At 73.0% G+C, this 19,738-nt stretch carries 20 protein-coding genes, 1 other RNA gene and 1 pseudogene; 9 read left to right on the top strand and 13 right to left on the bottom strand.

The window, feature by feature from the left end:
- Nucleotides 1–8: 8 nt before the first annotated feature.
- A complete protein-coding gene (locus IF655_RS09120) occupies nucleotides 9–299 on the bottom strand; it encodes a hypothetical protein (RefSeq protein ID WP_026248484.1) in 291 nt (96 codons plus the stop codon).
- 171 nt (nucleotides 300–470) lie between these two features.
- Here IF655_RS09120 and IF655_RS09115 point away from each other — a divergent pair, with 171 nt between their 5' ends.
- The gene (locus IF655_RS09115) at nucleotides 471–1,019 is read left to right on the top strand and encodes a hypothetical protein (RefSeq protein ID WP_199583600.1); all 549 of its coding nucleotides are present in this window, start codon (nucleotides 471–473) and stop codon (nucleotides 1,017–1,019) included.
- Between the two features lie 84 nt (nucleotides 1,020–1,103).
- Here the strand turns inward: IF655_RS09115 and IF655_RS09110 are convergent, their stop codons facing one another.
- The 8 genes from IF655_RS09110 to IF655_RS09075 form a co-directional block, all read right to left on the bottom strand.
- The gene (locus IF655_RS09110; RefSeq protein WP_199583599.1) at nucleotides 1,104–1,892 is read right to left on the bottom strand and encodes a DUF5336 domain-containing protein; all 789 of its coding nucleotides are present in this window, start codon (nucleotides 1,890–1,892) and stop codon (nucleotides 1,104–1,106) included.
- Nucleotides 1,893–1,975: 83 nt separating this feature from the next.
- Nucleotides 1,976–2,884, bottom strand: a complete 909-nt coding sequence (locus tag IF655_RS09105) for an N-acetylmuramoyl-L-alanine amidase (protein WP_199583598.1) — start codon at nucleotides 2,882–2,884, stop codon at nucleotides 1,976–1,978.
- Between the two features lie 57 nt (nucleotides 2,885–2,941).
- A complete protein-coding gene (locus IF655_RS09100) occupies nucleotides 2,942–3,589 on the bottom strand; it encodes a class I SAM-dependent methyltransferase (RefSeq protein ID WP_199583597.1) in 648 nt (215 codons plus the stop codon).
- 102 nt (nucleotides 3,590–3,691) lie between these two features.
- Nucleotides 3,692–5,434, bottom strand: coding sequence for an MFS transporter (locus IF655_RS09095; protein WP_199583596.1), 1,743 nt, complete (start codon nucleotides 5,432–5,434; stop codon nucleotides 3,692–3,694).
- A gap of 136 nt (nucleotides 5,435–5,570) precedes the next feature.
- Nucleotides 5,571–6,182, bottom strand: coding sequence for a response regulator transcription factor (locus tag IF655_RS09090; protein ID WP_199583595.1), 612 nt, complete (start codon nucleotides 6,180–6,182; stop codon nucleotides 5,571–5,573).
- Nucleotides 6,183–6,207: 25 nt separating this feature from the next.
- Nucleotides 6,208–7,506 (bottom strand): sensor histidine kinase, encoded by a 1,299-nt coding sequence (locus IF655_RS09085; protein WP_199583594.1) that lies wholly within the window; start codon nucleotides 7,504–7,506, stop codon nucleotides 6,208–6,210.
- A 289-nt stretch (nucleotides 7,507–7,795) separates the two neighbouring features.
- A complete protein-coding gene (locus IF655_RS09080) occupies nucleotides 7,796–7,990 on the bottom strand; it encodes a hypothetical protein (RefSeq protein WP_199583593.1) in 195 nt (64 codons plus the stop codon).
- A 102-nt stretch (nucleotides 7,991–8,092) separates the two neighbouring features.
- Nucleotides 8,093–9,295, bottom strand: a complete 1,203-nt coding sequence (locus IF655_RS09075; RefSeq protein WP_199583592.1) for a hypothetical protein — start codon at nucleotides 9,293–9,295, stop codon at nucleotides 8,093–8,095.
- Between the two features lie 197 nt (nucleotides 9,296–9,492).
- On the opposite strand from IF655_RS09075, the gene IF655_RS09070 reads away from it, so the two are divergent.
- The 4 genes and pseudogenes from IF655_RS09070 (at nucleotide 9,493) to IF655_RS31760 (ending at nucleotide 13,347) form a co-directional block, all read left to right on the top strand.
- Nucleotides 9,493–10,359: a Nif3-like dinuclear metal center hexameric protein gene (locus tag IF655_RS09070; protein ID WP_199583591.1), complete on the top strand. Its 867-nt coding sequence runs from the start codon at nucleotides 9,493–9,495 to the stop codon at nucleotides 10,357–10,359.
- Nucleotides 10,356–11,099 carry a zinc ribbon domain-containing protein gene (locus tag IF655_RS09065; RefSeq protein ID WP_199583792.1) on the top strand — a complete coding sequence of 248 codons (744 nt, stop codon included), beginning with the start codon at nucleotides 10,356–10,358 and terminating at the stop codon, nucleotides 11,097–11,099. Before IF655_RS09070 ends, IF655_RS09065 begins: the two co-directional genes overlap by 4 nt.
- A 211-nt stretch (nucleotides 11,100–11,310) precedes the next feature.
- A pseudogene (locus tag IF655_RS30880) lies at nucleotides 11,311–11,742 on the top strand (reverse transcriptase-like protein); the annotation flags it as partial.
- 306 nt (nucleotides 11,743–12,048) lie between these two features.
- Nucleotides 12,049–13,347, top strand: a complete 1,299-nt coding sequence (locus tag IF655_RS31760; RefSeq protein WP_374100224.1) for a bifunctional RNase H/acid phosphatase — start codon at nucleotides 12,049–12,051, stop codon at nucleotides 13,345–13,347.
- A 27-nt stretch (nucleotides 13,348–13,374) separates the two neighbouring features.
- Here the strand turns inward: IF655_RS31760 and eda are convergent, their stop codons facing one another.
- Both eda and yaaA read right to left on the bottom strand, forming a co-directional pair.
- Entirely contained in the window at nucleotides 13,375–14,013 is a 639-nt protein-coding gene (eda, locus tag IF655_RS09055) for a bifunctional 4-hydroxy-2-oxoglutarate aldolase/2-dehydro-3-deoxy-phosphogluconate aldolase (RefSeq protein WP_199583589.1), read from the bottom strand.
- A gap of 64 nt (nucleotides 14,014–14,077) precedes the next feature.
- Nucleotides 14,078–14,860 (bottom strand): peroxide stress protein YaaA, encoded by a 783-nt coding sequence (yaaA, locus tag IF655_RS09050; protein WP_199583588.1) that lies wholly within the window; start codon nucleotides 14,858–14,860, stop codon nucleotides 14,078–14,080.
- A gap of 138 nt (nucleotides 14,861–14,998) precedes the next feature.
- Between yaaA and rnpB the strand changes: the two genes are divergently transcribed.
- An RNA gene (gene rnpB, locus IF655_RS09045) (RNase P RNA component class A) lies at nucleotides 14,999–15,398 on the top strand.
- 20 nt (nucleotides 15,399–15,418) lie between these two features.
- Here rnpB and IF655_RS09040 read toward each other — a convergent pair.
- Together IF655_RS09040 and IF655_RS09035 are read right to left on the bottom strand one after the other, a co-directional pair.
- Entirely contained in the window at nucleotides 15,419–15,940 is a 522-nt protein-coding gene (locus IF655_RS09040) for an NUDIX hydrolase (protein ID WP_199583587.1), read from the bottom strand.
- Nucleotides 15,937–17,202 (bottom strand): tetratricopeptide repeat protein, encoded by a 1,266-nt coding sequence (locus IF655_RS09035; RefSeq protein ID WP_199583586.1) that lies wholly within the window; start codon nucleotides 17,200–17,202, stop codon nucleotides 15,937–15,939. Before IF655_RS09035 ends, IF655_RS09040 begins: the two co-directional genes overlap by 4 nt.
- Nucleotides 17,203–17,385: 183 nt before the next feature.
- Here IF655_RS09035 and tgmA point away from each other — a divergent pair, with 183 nt between their 5' ends.
- From tgmA to tgmC, 3 genes are read left to right on the top strand one after another with little or no spacing between them, the layout of a single operon-like run.
- Nucleotides 17,386–17,652: a putative ATP-grasp-modified RiPP gene (tgmA, locus tag IF655_RS09030; protein ID WP_199583585.1), complete on the top strand. Its 267-nt coding sequence runs from the start codon at nucleotides 17,386–17,388 to the stop codon at nucleotides 17,650–17,652.
- Nucleotides 17,652–18,617 carry an ATP-grasp ribosomal peptide maturase gene (gene tgmB, locus IF655_RS09025; RefSeq protein WP_199583584.1) on the top strand — a complete coding sequence of 322 codons (966 nt, stop codon included), beginning with the start codon at nucleotides 17,652–17,654 and terminating at the stop codon, nucleotides 18,615–18,617. The genes tgmA and tgmB overlap by 1 nt, the downstream gene beginning before the upstream one ends.
- Nucleotides 18,614–19,738, top strand: coding sequence for an ATP-grasp peptide maturase system methyltransferase (gene tgmC, locus IF655_RS09020; protein ID WP_199583583.1), 1,125 nt, complete (start codon nucleotides 18,614–18,616; stop codon nucleotides 19,736–19,738). Before tgmB ends, tgmC begins: the two co-directional genes overlap by 4 nt.

Below are 19,738 nucleotides of genomic sequence, written 5' to 3'. Positions count from 1 at the left end.
TTCGGGGCTCAATGCCGGTGCAGGCGACCCGCTATCGCGTGGCCCACGAAGAGGTAGACCACGGCGGCCAGACCGTAGCCGCAGACCACGCGGGCCCATGCCTCGTCGAAGGTGAACAGGTCGTGGGACCACCCGGCGAGCCAGGCAGCCGCGTCGTGGACGAACTCCACCAGGTCGTTGGCCCGGTTGGCGTCCAGCAGGTACATCAGAATCCACAGGCCGATGATCCCGGCCATGACGTCGGCGATCACGGCGATCACCGTGCCCGCCTCGTTCCCGCCTCTGCGATATCTCGACATGAACTCCGGATTGCCGCTGCGCGCCCCGTGAAACCGGGCCCGGCGCGAACAGACCGCCCGGGAACGCGGCTCCGGTCCCCGGACGGCGTCGCCCCGCTGGCGGGGCGCCCGTGAGCGGGTGAGGCTGCCCAGTGGAAGCAGCCGCTCGGGGAGATACGTCCGGAGGACCGCGTGCCCGTTCCGATACGGCGCCTGTTCGTGGCGCTCATGGTGTCCTGCGTGCTGATGGCCGGTACCGCCGGCTGCGGCGGGGACGACTCCAGTAAGCAGCAGTCCAGCAGCGCCTCCTCGCCCAGCCCCAGCACGTCCGCCGAGAAGCAGAAGTTCGCCAAGACGCGGTTCGTGGCGAACGCGGGACTCGCCGCCGGGGCCACCTACCAGTGGATCGTGAAGCCCTGGAAGGCGGGCAAGTTCAAGAAGGGCGCCGACGGCCGCAAGGTCGCCCTCGTCAAGGCGGGACTCGCCGGAGCCTTCGCCTACAACCGGCTCAAGGCCGCCCAGAAGAACGCCCAGGGCGACCCCACCCTCGCCAAGGCGCTCGCCCCGCTCACCGCGGGCATCGACGCGCTCAAGGACCTGCCGTCCAAGCTGCGCAACGGCGATACCAACGCGGCGAGTTCCTTCGACCAGATCATCAACCAGGTCAAGGACGCGGGCCAGAGCGCGGGCGCCCCGGTCAAGGACCAGGTGCCCTCCGCCTCCGAACTGAGCAAGGGCTGACCGCTCAACACCGGGCGGTACGAGCGGACATGACGAAGGCCCCCCGCCCGTGAGGGGCGGAGGGCCTCGCGTGCGAAGGAACCGCTAGCTGCCGCGCTGGATGCCCGTCGTGTCCTGGAGCACGCCCCGGCGTCCGTCCTGCGTCTGCGCCACCAGCGCCGCACCGCGCTGCTCGACCGCCAAGTACCAGGTGCCCGGCGCCAGTTCGGCCACCGGAGCGGGGGAGCCGTCCTCCGAGAACAGTGGCCGCGTCACCGGCACCGCGAACCAGAACGGCGAGAACTCGGCCGTAGGCTGCGGCTGCTGCGCGTACTGCTGCTGCGGCTGCTGCGTCCCGTACGGCTGCTGGGGCTGGGCGGCGCCCGGGTAGCCGTAACCGGCGGGCGGCTGCGCGCCGTAGGGCTGCGGGGTGACCGGCTTGGGAGCCGGGACCAGCGAGCCCTGCAGGGCCGGGACCAGCGGGGTGGCGACGGCGGCTGCCGCCATGATCAGCGTCGCGACGAAGGCGAGGATCAGACCCGTGCCCGCGCTCAGCGCGTCGGAGGAGCCCGAGTTCAGACCGCCGACCGGGTCGATGACGTTGCCCAGCGCGCTCCACGCCGCGAACACCGCGAACGCCACGCCGAAGGAGCCGAGTTCGATCCCGGCGACCTTGAGCGGCTGCGGCAGCAGACGGGTCGCGACGACGAGCCCGGCGGCGATGATGCCCGCCAGCACGACGCTCAGCAGAACCGGTCCGTTCTCCCAGAGGCTCGGCAGATCGATGCCGTCCGGCCCGTCGTACGAGTAGTTGTCGAAGAACGACGCGATGAACAGCAACACCGCTGCTCCGATCACCACGCCGTCGCCTCTAGTGAGGGAGCGGATATTCACTTCAGGTCCTTCGTAGGTCGTCTCGTCGTCGGTAGACAGTACCGTCCGCGTTGTCCGGCTGTCCGGCCTCTTCCACGTGCCGGTCACGACTCGCGCAGGAAACTCACGATTCCCTCAGAGATCCCTTGCGCGGCTTTCTGCCGCCAGGCGGCGCTGGTCAGTTCGGCCGCGTCGGAGGCGTCGCGCATGTTGCCGCACTCGATGAAGACCTTGGGAACCGTGGACAGGTTGAGCCCGCCCAGATCCGTCCGGGTCACCAGACCGGTGCCGTCGCCCAGGTAGTTGGAGAACGGCTCGCCGGTCGCGTGCCGGTAGCCGGACGCCACCCGCTTGCCGAGATCGCGGGAGGGGCCGGTGATGGGGCGGGTGTCCGCGCCGCCCGCGTGCACGGTGCCGGGCAGGATGACGTGGAAGCCCCGGTTGCCCGGCGCCGAGCCGTCCGCGTGGATGGAGAGCGCCGCGTCGGCGTGCGCCTTGTTGCCGATCTCCGCCCGCTCGTCCACGCACGGTCCCCAGGCAGGACCGTCGTCGTCGTGCGTGAACTTCACGGTCGCGCCCTGCTTCTCCAGCAGCGCGCGCACCCGGTGGGACACGTCGAGGGTGAACTTTGCCTCCGGGTAACCGGCGTTGGTCTCCGTCCCCGTGGTGTCGCACTCCTTGTGACCGTTGCCGACGTTCACCTGGCGCGCGATCTCGGCGGTGTGCCGGAAGTTGCCCGGGTTGTGCCCGGGGTCGATGACCACCACCTTGCCCTTGAGCGGCAGGGCGGCGGCGGAAGGCGAGGCGCCCTTGCCGTCGCCGAAGCCGGGCGCGGGGACCGACGGCGAGGGCGTTCCCGCCGCGCGGCTGTCCCCGTCCGGGCGTCCGAGGTGCGCGTAGGCCGCCCAGCCGAGCAGCGCGACCGGCACCAGCGCCGCCAGGGTCACGGTCAGCGGACGGCGCCGGGAGCGGCGGGGGGTGGGGGGTTCGAATTCCGGGCCTGCGTACGACACGCCTGCCACCCTAACGAAACGCCGGAGCGCCCCCGACCCCGCCCACCTGACGGAACGTCAGATTCCGGCGCCGGTGCGCCTCAGCACCCGCAGCGAGCCCGTCACGGACACCTCCGTGAACGCCCCGGACGCCAGCGCCCGCAGATACACCCGGTACGGCGCCTGACCGGTGAACTCGTCCTCCGGCTCCGGGAACACGTCGTGCACGACCAGCAGCCCGCCCTCGGCGACATGCGGCGCCCAGCCCTCGTAGTCGGCGCTCGCGTGCTCGTCGGTGTGGCCGCCGTCCACGAAGACCAGACCGAGCGGCGTCCCCCACAGGGCGGCGACCTGCGGGGACCGGCCGACCAGGGCGATCACGTGGTCCTCCAGACCCGCCCTGTGCAGGGTCCGGCGGAAGGTCGGCAGGGTGTCCATGAGACCGACCTCGGGGTCGACCGTCTCCGGGTCGTGGTAGTCCCAGCCCGGCTGCTGCTCCTCGCTGCCCCGGTGGTGGTCGACGGTCAGCGCGACGGTGCCGCTCTCCCGTGCCGCGTCCGCGAGCAGCACCGTCGAGCGCCCGCAGTACGTGCCCACCTCAAGGAGCGGCAGCCCGAGGCGCCCCGCCTCCCGCGCGGCCGCGTACAGCGCCAGTCCCTCGTCCACGGGCATGAAGCCCTTCGCCGCCTCGAACGCGGCCAGGATCTCGGGCTTCGGTGCCGACATGGGATTCCTCTCGGTCGTAACGGCTGCTCAGGCGCCCCATGCTGCCGCACCCCCCGCCGGAGTCCGGCGGGGGGTGCGGTGCGGGGGGTCTCACGGATGGGGTCAGGCGCTGACGGTCTCTCCCGGCAGCGCCAGGTCCAGCTCCACCGCCCGCTCGTCCCCGGTGTGCGTCGCGGAGGAGGCCAGCGGGCCGTGTCCGGCGGCCCTGGCGGCCAGGACGTAGGCGCCCCCGGACGGGACCGCGAGGGCGTAGCCGCCGTCGGGACCGGAGAGCGTGGTCCCCGCCTGGCGTCCCCGGCGGTCGATCAGGGTGACCTTGGCGCGGGCGACCGGGGCGCCCCCGGCGTCGAGCACCCGCCCGGTGAAGCCGCGCAGCACCGCGCGGGCGTGCTCCAGGTTGGCGTCCTCCTCGCTGCTGGCACGCAACTGCGTGTGCTGCTCGGGGCGCGGGGTGCGCGGCAGGAAGAAGGCGAGGACCAGACCCACCAGGACGGCGGCGGTGGCGATCAGGAACGAGACCCGGAAGCCGTGCATGGTCGGGATCGCGAGCCCGCCGCCGACCGGCTGCGCGGTGTTGGCGAGCACCATGCCGATGACCGCGCTGGAGACCGAGGTGCCGATGGACCGCATCAGGGTGTTGAGACCGTTGGCCGCGCCGGTCTCCGAGGCGGGGACCGCGCCCACGATCAGCGCGGGCAGCGAGGAGTAGGCGAGGCCGATGCCCGCGCCGAGCACGACCGAGGTGATGATGGTCTGCCAGGCGGCGTGCATCAGACCGAGACCGCCCGCGTAGCCGACGGCGATGACCAGCAGGCCGATGATCAGGGTCGTACGCGGGCCGTAGCGCGCGGACAGGCGGGCGTACACCGGCGCCGTGAACATCATCGTCAGGCCCAGCGGCGCCACGCACAGACCCGCGACCACCATGGACTGCCCGAGTCCGTACCCGGTGGCGGTGGGGAGCTGGAGCAACTGGGGCAGGACGAGGGAGACGACGTAGAAGCTGACGCCGACCATGATCGAGGCGAGGTTGGTCAGCAGCACCTCGCGGCGGGCGGTGGTGCGCAGGTCGACCAGCGGCGCCGCGGTGCGCAGCTCGTACACGCCCCACAGGAGCAGGACGGCGAGTGCCGCGCCGAACAGACCGAGCGTGGTGCCCGAGGACCAGCCCCAGTCGCTGCCCTTGGTGATCGGCAGCAGGAACAGCACCAGACCCGCGGACAGCCCGAGCGCGCCGAGCAGGTCGAAGGAGCCCTCGGCGCGCGCCGGGGACTCGGGGACGACGAGCAGGGTGAGGACGATGGCGAGCACGCCGAGCCCGGCGGCGCCGTAGAACAGGGCGTGCCAGTCGGTGTGCTGGGCGACCAGGGCGGCGGCGGGCAGCGCGAGACCGCCACCGACGCCGATCGAGGAGCTCATCAGGGCCATGGCCGAGCCGAGCTTCTCGCGCGGCAGCATGTCGCGCATCAGTCCGATGCCGAGGGGTATCGCGCCCATGGCGAAGCCCTGGAGCGTACGTCCGACGATCATGACGAGGAGCTGGCTGGTCAGCGCGCTGACCAGGGCGCCCGCCACCATCACGGCGAGGCTCAGGATCAGCATCCGGCGCTTGCCGTAGAGGTCGCCGAGGCGGCCCATGATCGGGGTGGCCACGGCGCCGGAGAGCAGGGTCGAGGTCAGCACCCAGGTGGCGTTGCTCGGCTCGGTGCCGAGCAACTGCGGCAGGTCCTTGATGACCGGCACGAGCAGGGTCTGCATCACCGCGACCACGATGCCCGCGAAGGCGAGCACCGGGACCAGGGCTCCGCCGGCCCTCCGGGTGGGGCGATCGGTCGTCTGGGGCATTGAGTGAGGTTCCTCCCGCGTGAATGAATCACCGGGAGAAACGTCGTATGCACGGGCAACTATTCCGTTGCTTCGGGCCGCTAATGAATCCTTGACCGATCCATGGGTTACTGATCCGGAGTCAGAACCCGTGGGGTCACAACCAGCCCTGCTGCCGCGCCTCCCGCACCGCCTCCGCGCGGTTGCGGGTGCCGGTCTTGCCGATGGCGGCGGAGAGATAGTTGCGCACGGTCGACTCCGACAGACGCAGCCGCAGGGCGATGTCGGCCACGGTCGCCCCGTCCACCGCCGCCCGCAGCGCCTCGCGCTCCCGTGCCGTCAGCGGATTGGGTCCCGCGCTCAGTGCCGCCGCCGCGAGCGCCGGGTCCACCACCGTCTCCCCGGCCAGCACCCGCCGTACCGCCTGCGCCAGTTCCTCGACGGGACCGTCCTTCACCAGGAAGCCCGCCGCGCCCGCCTCCATCGCCCGGCGCAGATAGCCGGGTCTGCCGAAGGTGGTCAGGATCAGCACCCGGCAGGTCGGGACCCGCTTCTTCAGCTCCGCCGCCGCGTCCAGACCGCTCATCCCGGGCAGCTCGATGTCGAGCAGGGCCACGTCGGGGCGGTGCTCCAGCGCGGCGGGCACGATCGCGTCCCCGGCGGCGACCTGCGCGACCACCTCGATGTCGTCCTCCAGACCGAGCAGGAGCGCGAGGGCGCCGCGCATCATGCCCTGGTCCTCGGCGAGCAGTACGCGGATGTTCGTCACCGGGTCAGCGTAGTGGCGCCGGTGCTCAGCGCTCCGCCGCCGAAGCCACCGCGCACGGGTCCGCCGGTTCCACCGGCAGCTCCGCCGTCACCGTGAAGCCGCCCTGCGGCGCCGGACCCGCCGTGAGGGTGCCGCCCGCCGCCGCGAGACGCTCGGTCAGACCCGTGAGCCCCGTGCCGCCGATGCCTGCGGTCTGGCGGGGGACCGGGGTGCCCGTTCCGTCGTCCGTCACGGTGAGCCGGACCCGCTCGGCGGCGCCCTCGACCGTGATCTCGCAGCGGCGCGCGTCGCTGTGCCGCACCACGTTGGTCACCGCCTCGCGCACCACCCAGCCGAGCAGCGCCTCGGTCTGCGGGGCGAGCGGCGCCCCCGACTGCCGTACGACCGGCTCCACGCTCCCCGCCGCGAGGGCCGAGCGGGCCCGGGTCAGCTCGGTGGCCAGGCTGCCCTCCCGGTAGCCGGTCACCGCCTCGCGGATCTCGGTCAGCGCCTGCCGACCGACCGACTCGATGTCCCCGATCTGCGCGAGCGCCGCGTCCAGGTCCCGCCCGGCCAGCCGCCGGGCCGCCTCCGACTTCACCACGATCACCGAGAGCGTGTGCCCGAGCAGGTCGTGCAGATCGCGGGAGAAGCGCATCCGCTCCTTCTCGACCGCCTGCCGGGCCAGCTCCTCGCGCGCCGCGCGCAGCTCCCGCACCGCCTCGGACAGTCCGAGGATCGCGGCGGTGACCATGCAGGACAGGAAGGTGGCATAGCCGATGTTCGGCGCCTGCGACCAGCCGCCGCGCAGCCCGGCGAGCACCGCCGCGTACGCCGAGAGCAGCAGCCCGAGGCGGCCGAGGAGCCTGCCGCGCAGCGTGGCGCCCACGGCGAGCCCGTACAGCGGGAAGAACAGCAGCCAGTTGCCGCCGTAGCCGAGCCCCAGGGCCGTGGTCAGCAGACCCATCAGCACCAGCGCGACCCGGGTGCCGGTCGACTCCCGCTTGGCGCGGTCGAAGGCGCGGAAGGTGACGTAGACGTAGAGGGAGTTGAAGGTGAGCAGACCGAGACCGCCGACCAGCGGGTTGGGGGCGTCGCCCTGGAGCAGGTTGGAGAAGGCGCCCAGACCCATCAGCAGCCAGGGCAGCAGGGCGAACCCGGTCGGCGGCGGTCCCGCCTGCGCGTGCTCGGCGAGTGCCGGGTTCTCGCCCCGGGCGTGCGCCGCCTTCTGTGCCGCCCTGGCACGCGCCATGTCGGACTTGGCGCGCGCCATGTCCGCCCGCCACCGCCGCCGCGCCGCGTTCGCCGCGCGCAGCCCGCGCCGCGCCTCAGCCCACCATGACATGTACGTGTTCCCCGTGTTTTCCGCCGCTGCCTCGCCCGTCCGTTCGACGGGGCGACGGTACAGCGTAGGAAACGCACCCCTCTGTCCGCATCCGACCGCTTCGGTGCCCCGCGTCTGTGTCATGCCTACGACGGTAGAAGCGGGAGCCCCTCGGGCGGCAGAGGCGGACGTACGGACTGCGGCGGTACGCGGGTACCGGGGGCGGGCGGGACAAATGTCACCGCCGCGCGGGACCCGGACACGACGAAGGGCGGGGGTACGCATCCGTACCCCCGCCCTCACGACCCGGTCAGACCCGCGTCTGCCCCTCGGCCCCCGCGCCCGGGCGGCGGTGGCGGCCCCGCGGAGCCGCCTCGCCGTCCTGGGACGCCACCTGGCCCCGGTGCCTGCCGTGCCCGTCCGGCTCGGCGGCGTCCAGGTACGGCTGCGGCCAGGCGGAGTCCGTGGCCGCCGACGGCGCCTGCGTCGTACTGGTGTCGGTCATCGGAAGTGTTCACCCCGTCAACATGATCTTTTTTGGCCGGGCGAGTCTAACCGGCAGGACCGGGGGCGAAACCAGGCGGCCACGCCGATCGGTGCCATTCGGTTACGAGTTGGCCACCGATGAGGAGGCGAGGGGAGCCTTTTGCAGGGGAACCGGTCGGGGCGCCTCCGTTTCCTCAGGCGCCTCCTCCGGCGTCCCGTCGGCCCCCTCCACCGCCGGGACCGGACCCTCCACCGTCAGCTCCGCCACCCCGCAGGGCGTCTCCGCCGTCGCGTACGGCAGCCGCAGCACGCCCTCCGGCGTCCACAGCCCCGCCCCCGCGAGCCAGCCCTCCGGAGCCGGAAGGTGCCGTACCCGGCGCTCGGCCGGGCGCCAGGTCCCCACCCAGGTGCCCAGCGGACCGTCGACGCGCAGCGCGACCGCGCAGCTCTCCGGCATCAGCACCTGCCCCGGCTGGATCGCGAACGGCGTCACCGCGCAGTCCGGCAACCGCAGCGAGGCGGGGAAACGCACCGGCAGCGTGCTGCCGAGGACACCCCAGCCCAATCGTTCCTGCCCCGGCGAGGGCGCGTCCGAGGCGATCACCAGCAGACCGCTGTCGGGGTCGGCCAGCAGCAGCCGGTCGTCGCTGTCCGGGGCGATCTGGAGCAGCGACGTGACCGCGCCCCCGCGCCCGAGGTCCACCACCACCGTCTTCGTCCGCCCGCCCAGCTCCCGGTCCACCGCGAGCATCCGCCCGGCGGTGTCCAGCCAGACCCCGCCCGAGCAGCGGCCCGGCAGCTCCGCCAGGCGCTCGGGACCGCCCGCGCCGCCGGCCACCCGCCACACCGCCGTGGAGCGGGCGCCCACCGCGAGGGCGTAGGCGCGGGTGCCGCAGGGCGCCGGGGGCAGCAGGGTGAGCCGGGTCTCCGGCTCGGGGCACTCGACCGTGCCGAGCGCCAGCTCACCGGTGCCGGGTCCGGTCGGGTACAGCAGGGAGAAGGCGTGGTGGTGCTCCACCAGGCGGTGGATCAGCACCCGCCCGTCGCTCATCGGCTGCAGTTGGGTGCCGGGCTCCTCCGGCTGGTTCCCGGGCAGCGGCACCGCGTACGGCTCCGGGCCGTCCAGCGTCCAGCGCTCGGGGAACCAGGACTCCCCGGCCGACGCGAGGCGCGCCGCGTACGCGCCGTCCGCCGTGATGGCGTACGGCGGCACGGGCGCCCCGGTCACCGCCGGTACTGCCGGACGCGTACCCCGGCTCTCCGGATTCTCCGGATCACCGTCGTCCGCGCCGGCCGACGTGGTTTCGATCGCACAGGCCGTCATCGTTCGGTCACCTCCGGCGACGAAGCTAGTTTTCGTACGCACAGGCGGGGGGCCGACGGAGCCAGGCTTCACACATACGGGTGGCGCAGAAGCGATTCCTCTGAGGAAGAGCGGCTCATGTGCTGCCCGGCGGGGCAGCGGGGGAGTACGACGTCCGACCGGTACGGCCTCCCGGAACGGACAGGTAGCCTTGGCACGTGCCCCGTCTGTCTGAAGTCATCGCCGCGCTGGAGACCCTGTGGCCCCCGGAGCGGGCCGAGTCCTGGGACGCGGTCGGCACGGTCGCGGGCGACCCCGACCAGGAGGTCGACCGGGTCCTGTTCGCCGTCGACCCCGTCCAGGAGGTCGTCGAGGAAGCCGTGAAGCTGGGTGCCGGACTGCTGGTCACCCACCACCCGCTCTATCTGCGCGGGACCACCACGGTCGCGGCGGACACCTTCAAGGGCCGCGTCGTGCACACCCTCATCAAGAACGACGTCGCCCTGCACGTCGCCCACACCAACGCCGACACCGCCGACCCCGGCGTCTCCGACGCCCTCGCCGGTGCGCTCGACCTCCGTGTCGTGGGACCCCTCGTCCCCGACCCGACCGATCCGGAGGGCCGCCGGGGTCTGGGCCGGATCTGCGAGCTGGACCATCCGCTGACCGTCCGCGAGCTGGCCGCCCGCGCCGCCGCGCGGCTGCCCGCCACGCAGCAGGGCATCCGGGTGGCGGGCGACCCCGAGGCGGTCGTCCACCGGGTCGCCGTCAGCGGCGGCTCGGGCGACAGCCTCTTCGACCACGTGCGCGCGGCCGGAGTGGACGCGTTCCTCACCGCCGACCTGCGCCACCACCCGGCATCCGAGTTCGAGGCGTCCGTCGCCCACCGACCGCTCGCGCTGCTCGACGCGGCGCACTGGGCCACCGAGTGGCCCTGGTGCGAGCTGGCCGCAGCCCAGCTCGACCAGATCTCCGACCGTCACGACTGGGGTCTTCGGGTCCACGTCTCCAAGACGGTCACCGACCCCTGGACCGCCCACGCGGCGTCCATCACCACCACGAGTCCCCTGGGAGCCCCCAACTGAACGCCGCGCCCGCCGACCAGATCCGCCTTCTCGACGTCCAGGCCCTCGACGTCCGCCTCCAGCAGCTCGCCCACAAGCGGAGGTCGCTGCCCGAGCACGCCGAGATCGAGGCGCTGGGCAAGGACCTCACCCAGCTTCGTGACCTGCTGGTGGCCGCGCAGACCGAGGAGAGCGACTGCGCCCGCGAGCAGACCAAGGCCGAGCAGGACGTGGACCAGGTGCGCCAGCGCGCCGCCCGCGACCAGCAGCGCCTGGACTCCGGCGCCGTCACCTCGCCGAAGGACCTCTCCAGCCTCCAGCACGAGATCGCCTCGCTCGCCAAGCGCCAGGGCGACCTGGAGGAGGTCGTCCTGGAGGTCATGGAGCGCCGCGAGTCCGCGCAGGCGCGGGTCGCCGAGCTGACCGAGCGGGTCGCCTCCGTCCAGGCCAAGACCGACGACGCCACCGCGCGCCGCGACGCCGCCTTCCAGGAGATCGACGCCGAGGCCGCCTCGGTCACCAAGGAGCGCGAGGTCGTCGCCGGTTCCGTCCCCGCCGACCTGCTCAAGCTGTACGACCGCCTGCGCACCCAGGGCGGCGGCATCGGCGCGGCCAAGCTCTACGCCCGCACCTGCCAGGGCTGCCGCCAGGAGCTGGCCATCACCGAACTGAGCGAGATCCGCGCGGCGGCACCGGACAAGGTGGTCCGCTGCGAGAACTGCGCGCGGATTCTTGTGCGGACGTCGGAGTCGGGGCTGTAGGCGGGTCCTTCTTTGCAGCGGGCGTTGTGGCTGGGGTGCGCGGGTCGCGGGGCAGCCTGGGGTCCGCCGGTTGCGGTGCGTTCGTCTGCGTCGCGGTGACGGGAGTGCGTGGTGCGTGAGTTTGCCGTGGAGGCGGGCGGTGGGTCGCGGGTCAGCCCGGGGCTCGCCGGTTGCGGCGCGGTCGTCTGCGACACGGTGACGGGAGTGCGTGGTGCGTGAGTTCGTCGTCGAGGCCGACGGTGGGTCGCGGGGCAACCCCGGGCCCGCCGGGTACGGCGCCGTCGTGCGCGACGCGTCGACCGGGGAGACCCTGGCGGAAGCCGCCGAGTACCTCGGCACCGCCACCAACAACGTCGCCGAGTACCGCGGTCTCGTCGCCGGGCTCCGTGCCGCCCACGCCCTGGACCCCGACGCCCGGGTCAGCGTCCGCATGGACTCCAAGCTCGTCGTCGAGCAGATGTCGGGCCGCTGGAAGATCAAACACCCCGACATGAAGCCGCTGGCGATGGAGGCGGCACGGATCTTCCCTCCCGGCCGGGTCACGTACACGTGGATGCCCCGCGCCGAGAACAAGCACGCGGACCGACTGGCCAACGAGGCGATGGACGCGGGGGCGCGGGGCGAGCGGTGGACTCCGTCGGCTCGGCGGGGGGCGCGTTCTGACGTGCTCGCGGCTTCGGGTCCGTCCGGGGACGCGGTCGCGGGGGCGGCTCGGGCTCGGGAGGCGTTGCGGGGTGGCGTGCGCGGGGTTGAGGCGGCTGCGGGGGGCGGGGCGGCAGAGATGGCTGATGCTGCCGAGGCGGCTGAGCAGCGACCTGGCGTGGCTGTCGTGCCGGAGGCGCCGGGTGCGCCCGGGTCTCGATCGTCGTCGGCTGCCGACCGGGGCGCCGGTGTGGCGGACGGGCAACTGGCGTGGCCTGTCGACGCCGACCCGCGGGGTACGGACGCGGTGGCGACAACGCGCGCGGCCGACGACGCCCGCGCGGCACGCACACTCGCCGGGTCCACGAGTGCCCCGGCGGATGCGGCTTCTGAAGGTGCCGTCGCGCCGACGATCCCGGAGGGCACCCCCGGCGCGGAGGGCTCGGTTGCCGCTGCGCCCCAAGGTGCTTCCGTCTCTCCGACCGGAGCGGGAATCGCGGGCGCGGCTGCGGAGGGCGCTGTCGTGCCAGGAGGCTCGGGTCCGGCTCGGGTGGGCAACTTCGACGCCGAGGCGACGGCGGCTGCTTCCGCGCCTCCGGCCGGTACTGCCGTAGCGGGGGCGGGTTCTGTCGGCGCGGCCGCGGAGGGTGCTGCCGTCCAGGGCGCCTTCGCCGTCCCGGCGGGTTCGACACCGGCCGGGGCGGGATGGGCGGGCGCGGCTTCCGAGGGTGCCGTCGCGCCGACCGCCTCGGCGGACGACCCCGGCGGAGAGGCGGCGGCTGCCACCGGCGGGGTTTCACCGGGGGGCGACGCGGCGGACACTCCCGCGTCGGCGCGCGCGGCGCGAGCCGTTGCGGCGTCGGGTTCCGGCAGCGTGGATGCCACTGCCGACGGCACCGGCTCCGCTGCCACCGACCCCCGCCCCAGTGACCAGGCTGCCGCCACCACCGCCCCCGGCTGGAGCGCGGCTCCCGATCTCGGCGCGCCCGCCACCTTCGTACTGCTGCGCCACGGAGAGACACCCCTCACCCCGCAGAAGCGCTTCTCCGGAAGCGGGGGTACCGATCCCTCGCTGTCGGAGGTGGGGCGGGAGCAGGCGGAGCGGGTTGCCGCGGCGCTCGCCCGGCGAGGGACGATTCAGGCAGTCGTCGCCTCGCCGCTGGCCCGTACCCGGGAGACCGCGGGGACCGTCGCGGACCGGCTGGGGCTGGAGGTGACGGTCGACGACGGGCTGCGGGAGACCGACTTCGGCGCCTGGGAGGGGCTGACCTTCGGGGAGGTGCGCGAGCGCTACCCGGACGACCTGACCGCCTGGCTGGCCGACCCCGCCGTACGCCCCACCGGGGACGGCGAGAGCTTCACCGAGACCGCCGACCGTATCGAAGCGGCTCGCGCCCGCCTGGTCGCCGCCCACGCGGGGCGGACCGTCCTGCTGGTCACCCACGTCACGCCCATCAAGACCCTGCTCCGCCTCGCCCTCGGCGCCCCGCCCGAGTCCCTGTTCCGGATGGAGCTGTCGGCGGCTTCACTGTCGGCGGTGGCGTACTACCGCGACGGGAACGCGAGCGTGCGGTTGTTCAACGACACGTCGCACCTGCGTCCTTGAGCTTGGCGGACCTCAACGCGCGGCTCATCAAAGGCACTTCGCTCCCCTGATCCCCGCCGCTCCCCGCGCCAGCTCCTCCACCCGCCCCCAGTCCCGCGCGGCCACCGCGCCCCCCGGAACCATCCAACTGCCCCCCACGCACCCCACGTTGGGCAACGCCAGATACTCGCCCGCGTTCCCCGTCCCGATCCCGCCCGTGGGGCAGAAGCGCGCCTGGGGCAACGGCCCCGCCAGGGAACGGAGATAAGCCGCGCCGCCCGCCGCCTCGGCGGGGAAGAACTTCATCTCCCGTACGCCGCGCTCCAGTAGGGCGACCACTTCCGAGGCGGTGGAGACCCCGGGAAGGTACGGCAGTCCGGACGCGTGCATCGCGGTCAGCAGACCGTCCGTCCAGCCGGGGCTGACCAGGAACCGCGCCCCCGCCGCCACGCACTGCGCGACCTGACCCGGCGTGATGACGGTCCCCGCGCCCACCACCGCCTCCGGCACCTCGGCGGCGATCGCGCGGATGGAGTCGAGCGCGGCGGGGGTCCGCAGCGTCACCTCGATCGCGGGCAGACCCCCGGCGACGAGGGCCCGCGCGAGCGGTACGGCGTCCGCCGGGTCGGTGAGGACCACGACGGGCAGGACGGGCGCGAGGTCCAGCACGGAGGAGGGCGAGGTCATGCCCGACATCGTGCCGACCCCGATCAGCCTCCGCAACGGACGTTGCACATGCTGCAACAGTCGGTCAGTGGACGTCGTCCACCAGCACGTCCAGCGCCCACGGCTTACCGCCGCGACCCGGTGCCTCCGCCTCCACCTCGTACCCGAGATCCCGCAGCGCGACGACCAGCTCGGCCGGACCGGCGGGCGCGGCACCGGCGGACAGCAGGGCGCGTACGATCCGCCCCTTCGTCGCCTTGTTGAAGTGGCTGACCACCTTGCGGGTGGGCGCGTGCAGCACCCGTACGGTCGCGGTACGCCCCGCCACCTCGCCCTTCGGCTTCCACGCGGCGCCGTACGCGGCAGAACGCAGGTCGAGGACCAGCCCCCGGCCCGCCGCCTCGGGGAGTACCTCGGCCATGGGCTCGCGCCAGTGCGCGGCGAGCGCGCCGAGTCCGGGGAGCTTCACGCCCATCGAGCAGCGGTAGGAGGGGATGCGGTCGGTGACGCCGAGGGCGCCCCACAGCCCGGAGAAGACCAGCAGCGAGCGGGCGGCACGCCGCTTGGCGGCAGGGTCGAGGGAGGCGAGGTCGAGGGCGTCGTAGAGGACCCCGGTGTAGATCTCCCCGGCGGGACGCGCCCCGGCGGTGAGCAGCTCCGCGTTCTTCGCGACCTCCCCGCGCAGCCCCTCGCTCAGCCCCAGCACCTCGCGCGCCTTCTCCGTGTCCCCGGCGCACAGCTCGACCAGCTCCCCGAGCACGGCCCGCCGCGCGTCGGTGAGTCCGGGCAGGGACAGGGACTCCAGGTTCAGCGGGGCGCCACGGCCCGAGGACGCCTTACCCTCCGAGGGCGGCAGCAGGACAAGCACGGGTACTCCTTCATCTCGCCTCCGCGCCAGCGTACGGGGCGTGCGAGGGGCTCCGCTCCGCTCCCCGGCCGGACCGCCCCCGTACCCGCACCGGTCGGCTCCGCCGCCCGCGCCCGGTACCATGGTCGGCACGGCAGACGAGCCGGGCGGACGGCCGCGTGGAGCCCTTACGGGCTTCCCGAGGAACGTCCGGACTCCACAGGGCAGGGTGGTGGCTAACGGCCACCCGAGGCGACTCGCGGGACAGTGCCACAGAAAACAGACCGCCGGGGACCTCGGTCCTCGGTAAGGGTGAAACGGTGGTGTAAGAGACCACCAGTGCCCAGGGTGACCTGGGCAGCTAGGTAAACCCCACCCGGAGCAAGGTCAAAAGGAAGCACCCCGGTGCTTCTGCGCGGACGATCGAGGGCTGCCCGCCCGAGTCCGCGGGTAGACCGCACGAGGCCGGCGGCAACGCCGGTCCTAGATGGATGGCCGTCTCCCGGCCGGCCGCGAGGCCGCCCGGCGACAAAATCCGGCGTACAGCCCGACTCGTCTGCCGCCCCCATGCGCCCCGCCTCACATGACGGGTGCGCCGTCGCGGAGATAGAGCGGCCGACCAGTGGCCAGTGCCGTCAGGGCGTGCTCGAACCGAAGCCGGATACGGTCCCGCAGGCGATCCACGGCTTCGGCTGCCGTGACGAACGCGACCTCGGACAGCTCGTCGTCCCGTGGTCGCAGCCGGTCGGCCCGTTCCTGGTCCAGAGTGCCGCAGTCGAAGACGAACGCGAGCTGATCGTCCCAGGGACCGTGCGGTCCCACCCAGTCCACCACCAGCAGTCCGCGCGGGGTGACACGTACGCCGAGTTCCTCCATCAGCTCACGGCGCACCGTGTCCTCCGGCGCCTCGTTGGCCTCCGCCATCCCACCGGGCAGGTCCCAGCCCGGTTTGTAGGTGGGGTTCACCAGGAGCACCCGTCCGGCCGGGTCCCGCAGCAGCACGTCGGCCGCCACGCGCTTGCGGGCCTGCTTGGCGTTGCCCTCCGCGAGGTACGCGTTCCAGGCTTCGGTGTCCGTGGGATCGGGCGCTGTGGGCTTCATGCGGTGGTGCCTCCCGGGGACGGCGGGATCAGATCGGCCAGCAGGAGCATTCTGGCGCGGCGCGCTTCGTCGAACCGCGCCAGGTACTCCTGGACCGGCCGGTACCCGCCGTGCGGCTTCAGCAGCCCGCGCAACCCGTCGAGCTGTCGTGCCACCCGGACCGAACCGAGGGTCGGGCTCGTACCGAGCAGATCGTGGCCGACGCCCACCGCGGCGTCCAGATTACCGCGGTGCAGGTGGACGGTCGCCAGGCCGATCCGGCTGAGCGCCAGCGACCGCGCCCGTCCCGCCTCGCGCAGCGCGACGGCTTGCTCGGCGTGGGTCAGTGCCTCGTCGTATTGCTCCAGGTCACGCAGGACAAGAGCCGATTCACCGGCCAGGGCGGCGGTGTCGAACGGGCTCAGCCACGGGTGATCCGCGGCAGGCGGTGCTTCCAGGTCCCGGTGCGCGGTCTCGAGCGCGTGGACGGCCGGAGCGTGTTGAGACGCGACCGCCAGTGCCCGCGCCCGCATCGTGTGCAGCCGTGCGGTCAGCGCGGGAATCCGAGGTCCCCGCGCGGCCAGGTCCAACCCGGTCCGCGCCCAGCCGACCGCCTCGGCGGCGTCCCCGGTCTCGAGGGCGAGGTGGCTGTTGCTCGCGGCGATGTGTGCGGCCAGCGCGAGGTCACCGGAGGTGCGGGCCAGGAGGAGCGCGCGGGCGAAGTGCCGGGCCGCGCGGTCGTCGTGACCGGAGTCGTGCGCCATCCAGCCCGCCATCTCGGTCAGCGCGGCGGCCGCGGCGAACACATGAGGACCGCAGCCGATGTCGACCAGCCTCGGTGCCACCCGGTCCGACAGGTGCCGGACGACAGCTCCGTACAGCCTGCCGCCGCCCGTCTGCCGGTCGGCGCTGCGGAAGTGGTCCATCGCCACCAGATCGTCGCCGTCCGGCGGGGCCTGGTCCGCCCGCCGGTGCCCGACGGTCTCGGGCCCGGGCTCCCACGGGCGCCGAGCCAGCCCCAGCAGATGGCCGGGGATGCGGAAGGCGTCGGCGATCTGCTCGAACAGGGTCAGTTTCTCCACCCGGCTCTTGCCGTTCATGTAGTCGTACAGCCGCCCTTGCGTGATGTCGACGGCGGCGGCGATGCGTCGCGTACTCACACCGCGCGCGTTGAGCATCCGGAACACCGCGCCCATGTCCCGCTCGGCGCACGCCCGGAGCAGGCGCTCGTCTCCGAGCAGCCCGGCGACGACCTCGCGCGGGCCGGATGACAGACGGTCCATCTACGACTCCCCCGAGTAGCGAAGGGAACCGATGTTAGGGCCAACACCGCTGACGTGACTCCGTGTTGGAGTCGCCTTCTGGAGTCTCCTCATCCCCGTAGCGGCGAGTTGACTGGCCTTCCGCCGACCGCAATCCCCGGACGGCGGCTGTCGCTGTCGGATCCCCTGAGAGACGAGGAACCCATGAAGCAGCCCGTGACGTCACCGGAACAGGTAAAGCCCTGGGGACTCGGGCGTATGCGGCCGTACCCTCCTGCGGCCGTCCTCCCCGCCGCGCGAGCCGTCCTCGACTCGCACACGCAGGTCCCCACGTGGGTCGGTCCCGACGGCGTACAACTGACGGCGGAGGCCAAGCACAAGCGATCGGGGACGTCCCAGGAGACGAGCACGAAGACCAGCCTGGACGGCACCCCGGACCAGGGCAGCGACCAGAACGGGGACTCCGACTGATGACCGCGGGTGGGCCGCCCGTCCTCGTCGTCACGCGTCTGGACGACGCGACCGCGGACGAGGTGATTGTCGAGCTGAACCGGCGCCGGGTGCCGGTGGTCCGTCTGGATCCTGGCGATTTTCCCCGAGAGGTGTCCCTGTCCGGCACGTTCGACGGCAGTGGTCCCGGCGGCACTCTGGCCACCGCGTCCCGGAGCCTCGACCTGGGGAACGTCCGCTCGGTGTACTGGCGGCGGCCCACCCCCTCCACTGCCGACCTCGCCCTGGACGGGCAGACCGGCCGATGGGCCGTCGAAGAAGCCCGCTACGGGCTCGGTGGCATCCTTGCCGCCCTCCCCGGCGCCCATTACCTGAACCATCCGTGGCGCAACCGGGACGCCGAGTACAAGCCCGCGCAACTGGCCGCGGCCGCCCACTGCGGCTTCACTGTTCCCGCCACGCTCATCACCAACGACCCCGCTCGCGCCCGCGCCTTCGCCGCCGAGCACGGGCCGGTCGTCTACAAGCCGCTCAGGGAAACCGAGTACACCGATGGCGCCGGACGCGCGCTGACCGTGTGGATCGAGGACGTCACCCCGGACCAGATCGGCAACCGCCTGCGCCACACGGCGCACCTGTTCCAGCGACGCGTCGACAAGTCCGCCGACGTCCGCCTCACCGCCGTCGGTGACTACCTCACCGCCGTCCGCATCGACGGCTCACCCGGTGTGGACTGGCGCCGCCACTACGACCGGCTCACCTACACCACCGTGCCGGTCCCACCAGCCGTCGCCAAGGGCGTACGCGCCTACCTCGACGCCTTCGGGCTCTCCTTCGGAGCCTTCGACTTCGGGCTTGACCGTGACGGCCGCTGGCACTGGTACGAGTGCAATCCCAACGGTCAGTGGGCCTGGTTCCCCGACCGCATCACCACTCCGCTCACGCACGCCATCGCAGACCGCCTCCAGCATGGAGCCCCCGCATGACCGACTCCGCAGCCCTGCGCCGCCGACTCGCCGCCGCCGTTCCCGTGGAGGACCCGGCCTGGCGCGCGGCCCTCGAAGCGGTGCCCCGCGAACTCTTCCTCGGCAATGGGCTGTTCCGGTTCGACGGCCACCACTGGACCCCCGCGCACCGCGACCGCACTCCTCCCGGAGAGTGGCTGGAACTCGTCTATCAGGACACCACGTGGGTCACCCAGGTCGACGGCACCACCGTCATCGACGCCACCGGGCCCGTCACCGGCCGTCCCACCTCGTCCAGTACCCTGCCCTCCCTGGTCGTGCGGATGCTCGACGTCGCCGGGATCGGCGAGGGACAGAAGGTGCTGGAGATCGGCACAGGCACCGGATACTCCACCGCCGTCCTGTGCAGTCGCCTCGGCGAGAAGAACGTGTACTCCGTCGAGTACGACCCCGGTCTGGCCGCCGCGGCGGCCGAGCACCTTCACGCCGCCGGGTATCGCCCCACGCTGATCACCGGTGACGGACTCGCCGGGCACAAGGACGGCGCCGAGTACGACCACATCGTGGCCACCTGCGCCGTCCGCCACATTCCTCTGTCCTGGCTGCGCCAAGTCCGCTCCGGCGGCACCATCACCACGACCCTCAGCGGATGGATGCTTGCCTCCGGACTCGTCCGCCTCACCGTCCGCGACGACGGCAGCGCCACCGGCCGCTTCCGCAGCGACGAGATCGGCTACATGCTCGCCCGCCCCCACGAACGCCCGCCACGCCCCGACGTCCACCTGTACCCGGGCCGCACCGGGTCCGCCGGCGTGGACCCCGCGTTCCTGGAGGACTGGACCGGGCATTTTGTCGCTCAACTCGGCGCGCCGTCCGCCGAATTCATGACCACCGGCACCGGTGTGATCCTCGTCGACGTCGCCACGGGATCCCAGGCGTGGACGGAACCGGCCGGAAACGGCTGGACGGTGCACCAGCACGGCCCGCTCAACCTCTGGGACCAGGTGGAAGCCGCCCTCGCCCTCTGGCAGAGCGCAGGCTCACCCCCGCAGTCCGGCTTCGGCATGACCGTGGAACCGGACGGCACGCAGCGGGTGTGGATCGGTGCTCCCGACGGGCCTTCGTGGGAGCTGCCCGTCTAG

Source organism: Streptomyces sp. DSM 110735, from assembly GCF_016482685.1.
Taxonomy (GTDB): domain Bacteria; phylum Actinomycetota; class Actinomycetes; order Streptomycetales; family Streptomycetaceae; genus Streptomyces.
This window is presented reverse-complemented; position numbering and strand designations above follow the sequence as displayed.